This is a genomic window from Desulfoscipio gibsoniae DSM 7213 (assembly GCF_000233715.2).
GTDB lineage: Bacteria > Bacillota > Desulfotomaculia > Desulfotomaculales > Desulfallaceae > Sporotomaculum > Sporotomaculum gibsoniae.
Window position 1 is genome coordinate 1836275 of the sequence record NC_021184.1, and the last position, 13468, is coordinate 1849742.

Below are 13468 nucleotides of genomic sequence, written 5' to 3' on the forward strand. Positions count from 1 at the left end.
AAAATGAGATGGAGTAAGCTATTGACCATGGCCGCCATTATACTGGTCATCGCAGCCTTGGGTATAACAGCGGCGGTACCGCTGCCGATCTTCAAGGATGTGACATGGCTGCCCTGGGGCAAGGACATTATCCTTGGTCTTGATTTGCAGGGCGGGGTGCATGTGGTGTTGGAGGCTAAGGACACGCCCAATGCCGAAGTTAACGATGAAAGTATGAAAAGGGCGCAGGCTGTATTAGAAAGAAGGATTAATGAAACCGGGGTAGCTGAGCCCGTTATCCAACGCCAGGGCGATCGAAGAATCATTGTGGAGCTTGCGGGGATAGATGACCCCGAAAAGGCTGTTATAGATTTAATACAGCCGGCTTATCTGGAATTTAAAAATGAGCTGGGCCAGACCATTATAACAGGTGCAGATTTAAAGGACGCCCTGGAGGCCCGGGATCCCAATACAGGTCAGGTTGAGGTAGACCTGACGTTTACATCCGAGGGTACCCGAAAATTTGCCCAGGCTACCATGGCCAACGTAGATAAGCCCATCGGCATATACTTGGATGAACAGTTGCTGCAAAACCCGGTGGTCTCGGAGCCTATCACAAATGGCCAGGCTAGAATCACAGGTTATGAAAACCTGGAAGAGGCGCATACCATTGCTATACTGCTGCGCTCCGGTGCATTACCTGTGCAGCTTGATGTGATGGAAAAGCGGACTGTGGGCCCGCAGTTGGGCAAGGATTCCCTGGATAGATCCATTAATGCAGGTATCGTGGGTATTGTGGCTATTTTGGTGTTTATGCTTGTTTATTATCGTATCCCCGGCTTAATTGCCGATTTGGCGCTGATTTTTTATGCACTGGTTGTGTTGGCCATATTTATCGGCATCCATGCCACTATGACGCTGCCCGGCATTGCTGGTTTTCTATTATCCCTGGGTATAGCTGTGGACGCCAATGTAATTATCTTCGAGCGGATTAAGGAAGAACTGCGTACCGGTAAAAGTATTCGTTCCGCCATTGATTCAGGCTTTAAGCGGGGCTTTGTGGCCGTTTTCGATGCCAATGTCACCACGTTGATTGGCGCCGCTGTGTTATATTTTTTCGGCACCAGTTTAATCCGTGGTTTTGCCGTGACGCTTAGCATTGGTATTCTGGTCAGTATGTTCACAGCCATCACCATGACCAGGTGGATGCTGCACCTGGCCGCTGCCAGCAATTCAGTTAAAGATCCTCGCTATTATGGCGCTTAAGGGGGGCGGGACAAATGTTTAACTTTATGAAGCACAGAAAGATTTGGTATATTATTTCGTTGTTGATTATATTGCCGGGACTGTTCTCTATAGCGACGCGGGGTTTCAACCTGGGCATTGATTTCACCGGTGGTAATCTTGTGGAAGTTCGGCTGGAGCAGGACGTCAAGATTGATCAAGTGCGCAGTGTAGTTGAGGAGTTGGGTTTCGCGGCTGCCCGCAACATACAGAAAAGTGGTACCAACGATTATATGATTAGAACCCGGGAGCTTACCGAAGAAGAAAGCGCTACTTTAATTTCGACCTTGGAGCAAAAGGTGGGAGAGGTTAATTTACTGCGCAATGACCGGGTGGGGCCGGTGATCGGCAGGGAATTAACCATGAATGCAATTTGGGCCTTGCTGATTGCAGCGGCGCTGATGATTGTATATATGACCTTTCGCTTTGAATTTAAACAGGGTGTGGCGGCAGTAACCGGATTACTTCATGACGTGCTGGTAGTTTTGGGGATATTCTCCATATTGCAGATTGAAGTGGATAGCGCCTTTGTGGCAGCTATATTGACCATCGTTGGTTATTCCATTAATAACACGATTGTTATTTTTGACCGTGTCAGGGAAAATTTGAGGACGCGCAAGAAAGGTGAAGCTCTGGAGGATTTGGTCAACGTTAGTTTGTGGCAAACCATGGCCCGTTCCATTAATACTGTAGTGGCGGTGTTATTTGTGCTGTTGGCCTTGTATCTGCTGGGTGGCACTACCATTAAAAATTTTGTACTGGCCTTGATAATAGGTGTGACCAGCGGTTTCTATTCTTCAATGCTTACTGCCAGCCCGTTATGGGTTGAATTAAGGTTAATGGAAAAAAAGACAGGTAAGTAAAGAGGCTGAGTTTGTTTGACGTACAATGGATATATGATAATAAGATAATAAGTGAGATAGCGTCTTGGTAGGGTTAAATACATGTCCAGGACGCTTTTTTTTTGGTTTTTTTCAGGTGTTATAGTCTATTGGGTCCATTTTATAGTTGCTAAGGGTATAATAAAAGGTTTTTACTCAACGTTTATTTTTTTGTCTGGCCCTGGGCAAATTAAAAATAGTTTGGAGGGTTAAGGAAATGATTAAACAAAAGCTCAAATCACGCAAGTATTTTTTGGCACCAGGCGTGATTGGACAATGGGAACCGGGAAAACAGGATAAAGTTTTACAATCTCTAGAAAATAAGATTAAAGAGCTGGCTATTAACATGGAAAAGATGAAACTGGCCGAATATGTGGAATTGCTGGAAAAACCTTATAAGCTGATGTATGTTAATTTTATTAGTGGTATTGCCAGGGGGTTGGGTATTGCCATTGGTTTTGCCATTTTGGGGGCGATAATTGTTTTAATTTTGCAAAGGCTGGTGGCGTTAAATCTGCCTGTCATTGGCGACTTCATTGCCGATTTAGTAAAAATAGTGCAATTGCAGCTGGGTAAAAAATAACAGGAGGTGTAGCGATGGAACAGGGATTATTGGATGATTTCAAAAGTCAATTAGAGCAGGATAAAAACAATTTAATGCAAACTATTAACTATATTGACGATGGTGGGTTGGGCGTATCTCTATCGGAATCTGTGGAGGAGCTGTCCACCTATGACCAGCACCCTGCGGACGTGGGCACCGAAGTTTTTGAGCGTAGTAAAGACTTTGCTCTACGTGAGGACGCTATGATTAAAGTGCAGGCCATCGATCATGCCATGCAAAGAATGGAAAACGGAACTTATGGTGTATGTGAAGTATGCGGCAAGGCAATACCCCTGGAAAGGCTGCGGGCAGTGCCTTATACTACCCAGTGTGTCCAATGCCGGGCGCAGGTTGAAGAACCTTCTCACAGAAAAAATGTACGCCCGGTAGAGGAGGATGTTTTGGAGCCGCCCTTTGCTCGTACTTTTAATGACCCTACCGATAAAAGTGGTTATGACGGAGAAGACGCCTGGCAGGATGTGGCTAGATGGCAGGAACACTCGCCCCTGTCCGGGGCCGGTGCTTACTATGGTAGTGGCGAGTTTGGCGGGGATGATGCCGGTGATACTGATTTAATTGACCATGTACCCTATGAGGTGGGTAGCGACGGCAATTTCTATGAAAGTACACGGAATATGGATGACGAAACCGATCCTGCAGAAACAATCGATGTTGGTATGGAAGATAAAGAATAGTAGGGATAAATTCCTATTGTCATTGAAACGGGCTCCGACATATGATATATTAAAAATAACTATAAAGTCAGGCTGGAAAATTATATTTCACAGCCGGGCCTTAAGGCAGCGGATATGCCCGCGGGACTTCATCTTGGCTCTTAAGATGATGGGCCCCCGGGTATTATTTTTGCCGGTAAAAAAGCGTTGTGGGTGCTGGATTATATAGGGGGAAGGATAATATGTATGCTGAAGAGAAAATAAAAGTAGCTCGTCTTTCCATCATTTCCAATTCCATATTAACAGCTGGCAAATTAGGCGTTGGATTGTCCATGAATTCAATCAGCGTAATATCCGAGGCCATTCATTCGGGGTTGGACTTAATAGCGGCCCTGATCGCCTTTGCGTCAGTACGGGAATCCAATAAACCGGCTGATGACATGCACAGGTATGGTCACGGTAAATTTGAAAACCTGGCGGCCATCATTGAAGCGGTTTTAATACTGGTGGCTGCTGGCTTTATTATTAATGAAGCAATCACTAAAATACATGAAACCGCGCAAATTAAGTCGCTGGGTCTGGGTGCCGTAATCATGGGCGTATCAGCATTAATGAATCTTTTTGTTTCTTCCAAATTGATGAAAGTTGCCAAAAAGTCTGATTCTCCAGCACTGGCTGCTGATGCCTGGCACTTGCGTACCGATGTTTTAACGTCACTGGGTGTATTAGCGGGTATAGGTCTAATAAAGCTAACCGGCTGGCATATAGTTGACCCGTTAATTGCTATTTTGGTGGCTCTATTAATCTTAAAGGCGGCCTATGATTTGTTGAGGGAATCCCTGGGCAGTATGCTGGACGTTCGGTTGCCCGACAGCGAAGAACAAGTGATTAGAGAAGTACTACATTCCTATGCTGACCGGTTTGTTGACTACCGAAATCTTCGCACCCGTAAGGCAGGACCGCAGCGATATATGGATTTTAATTTAATTGTGCCGCGGGGGAAAAAGATCATTACTACCCATACTTTGTGTGACAGTATTGAACGGGATTTGCACCAGCATTTGCCGGGGGTGGAAGTAATTATTCATGTCGAACCTTGTGTACCTGAGGCGGGTGATTGTGATATTTGCCGGGCGCGTATAAAATTTCAAACGGAAGATATTAATTGTTCTTGCAAGGTATGTGATAAATGCTATGATAGATAATGTTTTTAGTTTGGTTACCCCTTAATAAACTGATTATTCCCGTATAGTAAAGAAAAGATTTACTTTGGGAAGGAGCGATGGAAGCACCAGAGGGAGTGTGGCAGTGTGCTATTTGGGGATGAAGTGGAAGTTTGTTTGCAAAGAATTAGGGAAGGTGACGAATTATCCAGGGAAAAATTAATTACGGATGCCCAACCCTTTATCGCCGGGGTGGTAGGTCGCTTGTGCGGCCGCAGTTTGAGCTGGGACCGGGACGATGAACTCAGTATAGGCCTGATAGCCTTTAATGAGGCAATTGAACGTTTTAAGGGAAAAATGGGGGTACCTTTTACCGCCTTTGCACGCATAGTGATCAGGAGTCGGGTGACTGACTATTTGCGCAAAGAAGCAAAATGGAACCGGGTGGATTTGCATATGTCGGGAATTCCACCGGAAGGTAACATTAGCCAGGCGGAAAACAATGCTTCCTGGGATCAATACATAGAAGAAATTGCTAAACGCGAAAGAGTAGAAGAAATCAATAATTACAACGAAAAAATAAGCAAACTGGGTATTACATTTCGAGATCTTGTCAAGTCGTCACCCAAGCACCAGGATACCCGGCAAACATTAATTAGAGCTGCCTGTTATATTGTGGAGCATAGTTCATTATATGATGCATTGCTGGCCAGCAATAGGTTACCCATGCGAGAATTGGAAATGGGGACGGGCATAAGTCGCAAGGTTCTGGAGCGGGGACGCAAATACATTATAGGTATAGCCACCTTATTATATTATCGTGAAGAGTTCATTTATTTGAATTCATATGTTAGGTTACCGCAGGGAGAGTGTTGAATGATGGGGCTGAACCGGGGATTGGTTTTGGAAGTTAAAAAAAGAAGTTGCGTTGTGATTACCGGTGACGGTCAATTTCTGGAGGTCCCCAGACCTTGCGATGGTGCGGCGGTGGGACAGGAGATAGTATATACCCGGCCGACCTTGTACCGGTTTAAAGCCACTTATTTGGCAGTGGCTTCAATAATGGTGGCTGTCTTAGCCTGGTGGGTTTTTAATGCCATGCTCCCCCGGGCAGTGGCTTACGTTGCCCTTGATATCAACCCCAGCATGGAACTGGGGATTAATGAAGCAAAGGAGATAGTTACTGCAAGGGGCATTAATGATGCTGGTCAAGAACTACTACAAAAGGTAGCGGTAGTGCATGATCCACTGGCTGAAGGTGTACAGAAAATCATTGCTGGTTGTATTGAATATCAATATATAATACCAGGGCAAGAAAATCTTGTACTGGTCACAGTTACTGATACCCAGGGAAATGAATCAAATCGGGATATAAAAGAAATTGAAAGTCAGGGCATAAAAGAAAGTAAAGCTAGTAAAGAGATTGAAGATGTCCATGATTGTATATATACTTCTATAAAAAATGTTATAAATGAATCCGGGCTGGATGTAGAATTGATTGTAGCCGATACTGATATGGATACTATGAACAAGGCCCGCGATAACGGTGTTACCCCTGGTCGATATCTATTGCAGAAGGAAGCGCAGAAAAACGGGGTGCAAATAACCGACCAGGAATTAAGGGAAGAACGCATTCGTAAACTGGAAATTAAGAAAAACTTTCGGGCTGGTGATTTGATACAAGAACAAATCACAACTAGTTTATCAGATGAACCTGATAAACCTGATAAACCAGATGAACCTGATAAACCTGATAAACCTGATAAACCTGATAAACCTGATAAACCTGATAAACCTGATAAACAGCGTAAAGCTGATGGGCCGGGAAACTATAGTAAGGATGATATCACTAGTAATAATGACCGGTTGGATAAATTTGATGAAACTACAAAACCGGTATCATTATCACCGGGGGAGGAAAATGCGAACATAAACAATCAAGCGGAACATAATGCAAATAATAGAAATAACGATGCCCGGGGAAAGCAGTCTGTTCCGCGGGATAATGGCGATTTTTTGGAAAGTAGCGGGTCGAATTCAAGGGACAAACAATTAGATAACAAAGATAATGTTAAACAAAATAAACCCAGCCGCAATGAAAGGAAGGAAACTACTGATATGGCTCCCCCGCAATAGCGGGGGATTATTCTTAAGTTGCTTACAGAAATTGCATCCGGAGTGTATTAGGTTGATTTTTTAAGCATAATTAAGTATAATTTTCCAAGGTGCACGAGAGACTCGGAGCAATTGCTGTTTAGGGCTACAGTAGCTTATACATGCATATACTATGAATATCTACGTAAGCCATGAAGGCATCCGGTCAATGATATGACAGGTGTTCATGGTTTTTTTGTAACCGGACGTAAGCGCTAATATCAGCTATGTTGTTTATTGATTAGCAGGGTTGTGTGTTATAACTGTGGATGGGAAGGAAAAGATATCTTATATATTATACTAATAAGCAACTTTGTTTAACTATTGTCCATAGCTCGTTTAAGTAAAACGGGCAAGAGAATATAAGGAAGGTGACTTGGAAAATGACAGAACAAGCTAAAGTCAGGCACGCCATTTGGCTGGAGCCCACCCACCTGCATTTTCACCATGGTGATAACATTGAAGTTAAAGTATTGTGGGGTCTGGCAATGCATAGTGAAGGTGGCGTGAATCCCGATTTATTGAAAGGATATGTAATAGATCCCAACGGCGTTGAACTGCCGGCGCAAATTACCCCTGCCCCGGATGGTTTACATTATGTGCTTGCTTTTAGCTGTGGACACGAGGGTATGTACACTGTACAGGTGGAAAGTGACGCTGCTTCCGGGCAGTGGGCACGGGTACTTGTGCCCGTTGGACACCATGTGCACGGCCATGGTAAGGCCCTTAACCGGGGTATGGAAATTGTGCCGGGCACTTATGGAGAATTCCACCCTGGGGATGCCGTTGTCTTAACCGTACTAAATAACGGTATACCAATGGCCGGGGCTAGGGTACGGGCAACTTACCACCTTTATGAGGGAACCGGGTTTGCCCACAGTTTAACGGCTGACGATCAGGGCAGGGTGCAATTTGTTTTTGATGCCCGGGGGCATTGGTTGTTCCAGGTGGATAGTGTCATGGATAATCGTCAAATTACAGCCACGTTAGTTATACCCGGAGTCAGGGGGTAATTGATAAATGAGCGATGTTGTGATTTACACCAAGACGGGTTGTCCTTATTGTCAAAAGGCAGTGGAGGATTACCGCGCGAAGGGCATTATTTTTAAAGAAGTTAATATCAGTGTAGATACCGCGGCGAAACAAATGGTCAAAGAAAAACTCGGTGCCCGTAAAGTGCCTGTGATTGTGGAAGATGGCAAATTAACCAGCACGGGGTATAACGGTGGCGGGTGAGGAGTTTAAGAGCACCGGCGTCTGCCGGTCTTAATGCCACGCCGTAGGGCGTGGTTTATTGTTTTGCCGTAGATTGGGTGATATACTTTTTAATTGGGAGGTATGAAAGGTTTGCTACCTGTATATCAAATGGTTATTCCAACTCCTTATCCCGTGGGGCCGGTGAATGCATATTTAATCAAAGGTGACCCCATTACACTGGTCGATGTCGGCCCTGATATGCCGCAGGCCTATAAAGTCTTAAGGGATATGTTGTCATCATTGGACTGCCGGATTGAAGATATAAAAAGGATTGTAATTACCCACTCTCATCCCGACCACTGTGGCCTGGCGGCCCAAGTTGCTAAAGAGGCCAATGCAGTGGTGCTTATTCATTCTTTGGAAGAGAGTAAGTTAAGTGGTGAACCGAATTTTTTTAAAGAGCGAATTTCCTTTGTTTTGGAAACCGGCATTCCGCCGGAGGTAATACAGGAGATAATGGCAGATAGGGACAAGTTGCCCCATCCTTCTGTTCAAGGTGTGCATACCAGGTTAATCAACGGGGGGGAAAGTATAGATTTTGACGGGGGCGAATTGCAGGTTATGCATCTTCCCGGGCACAGTCCCGGGCATCTTTGCTTGTATAACCCGGAGCAAAAGTTCCTTTTCTCGGGGGACTTTTTACTGCCTCATATTACCCCCAACCCGCTGATGGAGCCTGACCATGATAAACCTGGCTGTCGCTTGCCGGCTCTCAAACAATACCTGTCCGGGCTGGATACGCTGGAGAAGATGGATATTGCCATGGTGTTTCCCGGCCACGGAGGCACTTTTAACGATTTTAACAGTGTAATCAACGTGGGGCGCAGGCACCACAATGCCCAGTTTGAACGAATTAAAGATAAACTGCGGGCGGGAGAACTTAATGCCTTTCAATTAAGCAGGACCATATATCCCGGCCTGCGAGGCTGGCAGGTTTTCTTGGGTTTGTCAGAAATACAGGCCCACCTGGATTTGCTGGTGGAAAAGGGGCAAATCAACTGCTCCCAAAGTCAAGGTGTTAATTACTACAGTATTTCATAGCAGGCATAAATATAATATTTTAACTAACACGAGGTAACGGCATGTATCTGCGATTAATTGTAGCCTTGGTGGCGGCTAAAATGGCTATGTACTTGAGCAGGTTGACGGGCCGGGGACGGGGCTCGTCCCTTCCTGGTATGCTGGCGCTGCGCATTTACCCTGAATTATTAAAGCATTACCAGGGCCAGCCCCGCAAGGGTGTAATTATGACTACCGGCACCAACGGAAAAACTACCACGAGCAATATGCTGGCCGATATTCTGGAAAAAACCGGCTCCCGGGTGGTGACCAACCGGGAGGGAGCCAATTTAATTACGGGGGTGGCAACGGCATTTATTAAATCCAGTACACTATCATCTAAGTTAAACAGTGATTATGTAGTGCTGGAAGTGGACGAGGCCGCTTTTCCCGTGGTGACACAGTGGATAAAGCCTGACCGGGTGATAGTAACTAATTTTTTCAGGGATCAGTTGGATCGTTATGGTGAGCTGGATACCACCGTTGGCAAAGTGTTGGATGCTTTAAAAAAACTCCCGCGGGATGTTGAATTAATTTTAAATGCGGATGATCCCCTGGTAGCTCGCTTAGCCAGGGAAACAGGTTGGACTACCATATATTACGGGGTGCGCCCGGACGCATCAATATCCAGTACGGCGGCCTACAGCCGGGAGGCTAAGTTCTGCCCTTTTTGCGGCGGAACGCTTGTTTACAACGTTTACCTTTATAGCCAGCTGGGCGATTTTAAATGTCCCCAATGCGGGTTTGCCCGTCCGCAGCCCAATATAGAAGCGATAGATGTTATAAGCGATGCAACGGGCACCAGAGCGACTACACGTGTCAGCAGTGACTCATACAGGGGTATATGGCCACTGTTCATACCGGTTCAGGGTATTTATAATATTTACAATGGACTGGCTGCCTTTGCCACGGCTTTATCGCTGGGGGTGGTGCCGGAAAAGGCTGTCCTTAGCTTAACATCTTTTACCCCGGCTACAGGGCGTATGGAATTATTTCGTTATGGCAATAAACGGGTTACTTTAACCCTGGTAAAGAACCCCACCGGTTTTAACCAGGCACTGACAGGGCTGTTGGCACAAAATGAGAGGCAGGATGTCATGATTGCCATAAACGATAACGATGCGGATGGCCGTGATATTTCATGGCTCTGGGATGTGGATTTTGAAGTGCTGGCACGGAACCCGGAGAGGTTTTCCCGCTTTATCTGTTCCGGACAGCGGGCCGAGGATATGGCCTTGCGATTGAAATACGCCGGGGTATCACCTTCGCTGCTGATAACGGAAAAAGATTACCTGCGGGCTGTAGAGATGGCATTGTGTGGGGAAGGTGCGGCGGTGGGTATGCTGGCTACTTATACGGCCTTGTGGCCGGTGGAAAAAATTCTGGGTCAAAAGGCCGAGAGGGTGAGTTTTAGTGCTGACCGTGTGCCATCTGTATCCTGATTTATTAAACTTGTACGGCGATCGCGGTAATGTAATGGCCTTTGTCAAACGCTGCAGCTGGCGGGGTTTGCCCGTGCAGGTTAAGGAGGTCAATCTCGGTGACCAGGTGGAATTTGATGAGTATGACTTTATATTTATCGGCGGCGGCTCCGACCGGGAACAGGCATTGATGGCCGCGGATCTAAAAGCCCGTGTTGATGCTTTTTGCACTGCGGTGGATAACGGTCTGGTGGTGCTGGCCATTTGTGGCGGCTACCAGTTGTTAGGACGTTATTACCGTACCCCCGAAGGACGGGAGATTACCGGACTAGGCTTGCTGGACATATATACCGAAGCGGGGGATAAACGACTAATCGGTAATGTGGTTTTAGAAACAGAGCTGGCCGGTAGAAAAATAAAATTGGTGGGTTTCGAAAACCATGGAGGTAAAACCTATATAAACGGCCTTGAGCCGCTGGGTAGTGTTTTATATGGTCATGGCAATAATGGTCAGGATGGATTGGAGGGTGCTCGCTATAAAAACGTTTTTTGCTCCTATTTGCACGGCCCCATTTTACCTAAAAACCCTGTACTGACAGATCATTTAATCGCTCTGGCTCTGGCAAAGAAAGGCTATTCATCCCAACTAACTGCGCTTGATGATGGTATAGAGAATATGGCTAACCAAGCGATGGTAAAAAGGCTGTTAGGCTAAACAAATAAATAGTTGCCGGAGTGGATTAATCGTATCCCGGTTTGGTTTTTTTTCTAAAACTACCACACCGGGACTTTTATGGGGACAGGCGGTTTTTTTAAAGCCGCTTGTCCTTTTTTTGTGTATGCTCGCTGACGATGACTCATGGTAAAAATTTTTTATAACCCTTGAACAGCACTAAATACATACAGTAAGCTGTCGATTTCAAACAAAAATAGTCTATTATGACAAATCAGTCGAATACTCATTTTAACATTACTGCATATAAATATAGTACTTGTTTATTGTTGTGGAGAAGTTGGTTGCTTAACCATAAGATAGTTAAAAACCCAATAATAAATACTAACAGTAGAGGGAGTGTGAAATAAGTGAATTTTGTCAAGAGATTGGAAGAATTCCGCTCTCTGGAAAAAAAGCATAAATGGGAGGGCACATTTTACGACTATCTGGATTTAGTAAAGGAAAAACCAATAATATCTCAATTAGCTCACGCCAGGATTTATAACATGCTGCATGATGCAGGAGTTGAGGAATTGAAGTACGGCGGTAAACGTTACAAGTTTTTCAGCCAGGAAATCTTTGGTCTGGATAAAACGCTGGAAAAATTAGTGGAAGAGTATTTTCACCCTGCGGCCCGGCGCCTTGATGTACGTAAGCGAATTTTGCTCTTAATGGGTCCGGTAAGCGGTGGTAAGTCCACTCTGGTAGCTATGCTGAAAAGAGGGCTGGAGCTGTATAGCAAGGAGGATCGCGGTGCGGTTTATGCCATTAAAAACTGTCCCATGCACGAAGAACCACTGCACCTTATCCCTAAGGAATTACGCGCTGATTTTGAAAAAGAGTATGGAGTTTACATTGAAGGAGAGTTATGTCCCTCCTGCCGGATGATGTTGGAAAATGAGTACGGCGGCAACATAGAGAACGTACTGGTGGAGAGAATTATTCTTTCTGAAGACCATCGCGTGGGTATAGGTACATTTACTCCGTCCGATCCCAAGTCCCAGGATATTGCTGATCTAACAGGCAGTATTGATTTTAGTACCATTAGCGAATACGGGTCGGAATCGGACCCCCGGGCCTACCGGTTTGACGGTGAGCTGAATATAGCTAACCGGGGGATCATGGAGTTTCAGGAAATGCTGAAATGTGATGAAAAATTTCTTTGGAATTTGCTTAGCCTGTCGCAGGAAGGGAATTTCAAAGCAGGACGCTTTGCTTTAATTTATGCCGACGAAATGATTGTTGCCCATACCAACGAAAATGAGTACAAGGCTTTTATTAGCAATAAGAAAAATGAGGCACTACAGTCCCGAATTATTGTTATGAAGGTACCTTATAACCTTAAAGTTAGTGAAGAAGTTAAGATATATGACAAGTTAATTAAGCAAAGTGACCTAAAGGATATCCACATTGCACCTCACGCTTTAAAGGTGGCCAGTATTTTCTCTGTACTCAGCCGCTTAAAAGAAAGTAAAAAGCAGGGTATGGATTTGGTTAAAAAAATGAAGCTTTATGATGGTGAAGATGTGGAGGGCTTTAAACAAAAGGATTTAACCGAATTACAAAATGAATATACTGATGAAGGTATGAGCGGGGTGGACCCTCGTTATGTAATTAACCGTCTCAGTTCGGCACTAATCCGCACCTCCACCCGCTGTATCAACCCGCTTGATGTGTTGAGAGCTTTAAAGGACGGGCTGGATCAGCATCCTTCCATTTCCAAAGAGGAAAGGGAGCGGTTGTTAAACTTTATATCGGAGGCCCGTAAACAATACGATGAACTGGCCAAAAAAGAGGTTCAGAAAGCTTTCGTCTATTCATATGAAGAATCGGCCCGGGTGTTGTTCGACAACTATTTGGATAATGTGGAGGCGTATTGTAACGGCGTGAAACTAAAGGATCCCATTACTGATGAAGAAATTGATCCCGATGAAAAACTAATGCGCTCCATTGAAGAGCAAATTGGCGTTTCGGAAAGTGGTAAGAAAAGTTTCCGGGAAGAGATATTGATTAGACTATCCAGTTATGCCCGTAAAGGGAAACGTTTTGATTATAAGTCTCATGAAAGATTACGGGAAGCAGTAGAGAAAAAGCTGTTTGCTGATTTAAAGGATGTGGTTAAAATCACCACTTCCACCAAGACACCTGATAAAGAACAGCTTAAGCGCATTAACGAAGTTAGTGCTAAATTGATTGATGAATACGGGTATTGCAGCATATGTGCCAATGAATTATTAAAATATGTAGGCAGCTTGTTAAACAGGTAGGTGGTATTAA

The 13468-nt window shown here is 44.9% G+C and carries 13 protein-coding genes and 1 riboswitch; all 13 genes read left to right on the plus strand.

Features of this window, described 5'->3' with window-relative positions; translation table 11 throughout:
• Nucleotides 1-3 precede the first annotated feature (3 nt).
• Nucleotides 4-1245, plus strand: coding sequence for a protein translocase subunit SecD (secD, locus tag DESGI_RS08530; protein ID WP_006522427.1), 1242 nt, complete (start codon nucleotides 4-6; stop codon nucleotides 1243-1245).
• Nucleotides 1246-1259: 14 nt separating this feature from the next.
• The gene (secF, locus tag DESGI_RS08535; protein WP_006522428.1) at nucleotides 1260-2126 is read left to right on the plus strand and encodes a protein translocase subunit SecF; all 867 of its coding nucleotides are present in this window, start codon (nucleotides 1260-1262) and stop codon (nucleotides 2124-2126) included.
• A gap of 235 nt (nucleotides 2127-2361) precedes the next feature.
• Nucleotides 2362-2727 carry a DUF5665 domain-containing protein gene (locus tag DESGI_RS08540; protein ID WP_006522429.1) on the plus strand — a complete coding sequence of 122 codons (366 nt, stop codon included), beginning with the start codon at nucleotides 2362-2364 and terminating at the stop codon, nucleotides 2725-2727.
• 14 nt (nucleotides 2728-2741) lie between these two features.
• Entirely contained in the window at nucleotides 2742-3443 is a 702-nt protein-coding gene (locus DESGI_RS08545) for a TraR/DksA C4-type zinc finger protein (protein WP_006522430.1), read from the plus strand.
• A 53-nt stretch (nucleotides 3444-3496) separates the two neighbouring features.
• Nucleotides 3497-3574, plus strand: a riboswitch (NiCo riboswitch).
• Between the two features lie 90 nt (nucleotides 3575-3664).
• Complete coding sequence (locus tag DESGI_RS08555) at nucleotides 3665-4627, plus strand: cation diffusion facilitator family transporter (protein WP_006522431.1); 963 nt, start codon at nucleotides 3665-3667, stop codon at nucleotides 4625-4627.
• Between the two features lie 105 nt (nucleotides 4628-4732).
• Nucleotides 4733-5461 (plus strand): RNA polymerase sigma-I factor, encoded by a 729-nt coding sequence (gene sigI, locus DESGI_RS08560; RefSeq protein WP_006522432.1) that lies wholly within the window; start codon nucleotides 4733-4735, stop codon nucleotides 5459-5461.
• Nucleotides 5462-6721, plus strand: coding sequence for an anti-sigma factor domain-containing protein (locus DESGI_RS08565; RefSeq protein WP_015617952.1), 1260 nt, complete (start codon nucleotides 5462-5464; stop codon nucleotides 6719-6721).
• Nucleotides 6722-7122: 401 nt separating this feature from the next.
• Nucleotides 7123-7752, plus strand: coding sequence for a DUF4198 domain-containing protein (locus DESGI_RS08570; protein ID WP_006522434.1), 630 nt, complete (start codon nucleotides 7123-7125; stop codon nucleotides 7750-7752).
• Between the two features lie 7 nt (nucleotides 7753-7759).
• The gene (locus DESGI_RS08575; RefSeq protein WP_006522435.1) at nucleotides 7760-7975 is read left to right on the plus strand and encodes a glutaredoxin; all 216 of its coding nucleotides are present in this window, start codon (nucleotides 7760-7762) and stop codon (nucleotides 7973-7975) included.
• A 102-nt stretch (nucleotides 7976-8077) separates the two neighbouring features.
• Nucleotides 8078-9037, plus strand: a complete 960-nt coding sequence (locus DESGI_RS08580; RefSeq protein WP_041284830.1) for an MBL fold metallo-hydrolase — start codon at nucleotides 8078-8080, stop codon at nucleotides 9035-9037.
• Nucleotides 9038-9078: 41 nt separating this feature from the next.
• Nucleotides 9079-10497 (plus strand): MurT ligase domain-containing protein, encoded by a 1419-nt coding sequence (locus DESGI_RS08585; RefSeq protein ID WP_006522437.1) that lies wholly within the window; start codon nucleotides 9079-9081, stop codon nucleotides 10495-10497.
• Complete coding sequence (locus DESGI_RS08590) at nucleotides 10469-11191, plus strand: type 1 glutamine amidotransferase (protein WP_006522438.1); 723 nt, start codon at nucleotides 10469-10471, stop codon at nucleotides 11189-11191. Before DESGI_RS08585 ends, DESGI_RS08590 begins: the two co-directional genes overlap by 29 nt.
• 368 nt (nucleotides 11192-11559) lie before the next feature.
• On the plus strand, nucleotides 11560-13458 hold the full coding sequence (locus DESGI_RS08595; RefSeq protein WP_006522439.1) for a PrkA family serine protein kinase: 1899 nt from the start codon (nucleotides 11560-11562) through the stop codon (nucleotides 13456-13458).
• Nucleotides 13459-13468: the final 10 nt, after the last annotated feature.

Bases quoted from the DNA above. Each gene is read 5' to 3' on its own strand.
- secD (WP_006522427.1), top strand. From the start codon at position 4: ATGAGATGGAGTAAGCTATTGACCATGGCCGCCATTATACTGGTCATC.
- secF (WP_006522428.1), top strand. From the start codon at position 1,260: ATGTTTAACTTTATGAAGCACAGAAAGATTTGGTATATTATTTCGTTG.
- DESGI_RS08540 (WP_006522429.1), top strand. From the start codon at position 2,362: ATGATTAAACAAAAGCTCAAATCACGCAAGTATTTTTTGGCACCAGGC.
- DESGI_RS08545 (WP_006522430.1), top strand. From the start codon at position 2,742: ATGGAACAGGGATTATTGGATGATTTCAAAAGTCAATTAGAGCAGGAT.
- DESGI_RS08555 (WP_006522431.1), top strand. From the start codon at position 3,665: ATGTATGCTGAAGAGAAAATAAAAGTAGCTCGTCTTTCCATCATTTCC.
- DESGI_RS08565 (WP_015617952.1), top strand. From the start codon at position 5,462: ATGATGGGGCTGAACCGGGGATTGGTTTTGGAAGTTAAAAAAAGAAGT.
- DESGI_RS08570 (WP_006522434.1), top strand. From the start codon at position 7,123: ATGACAGAACAAGCTAAAGTCAGGCACGCCATTTGGCTGGAGCCCACC.
- DESGI_RS08575 (WP_006522435.1), top strand. From the start codon at position 7,760: ATGAGCGATGTTGTGATTTACACCAAGACGGGTTGTCCTTATTGTCAA.
- DESGI_RS08580 (WP_041284830.1), top strand. From the start codon at position 8,078: ATGAAAGGTTTGCTACCTGTATATCAAATGGTTATTCCAACTCCTTAT.
- DESGI_RS08585 (WP_006522437.1), top strand. From the start codon at position 9,079: ATGTATCTGCGATTAATTGTAGCCTTGGTGGCGGCTAAAATGGCTATG.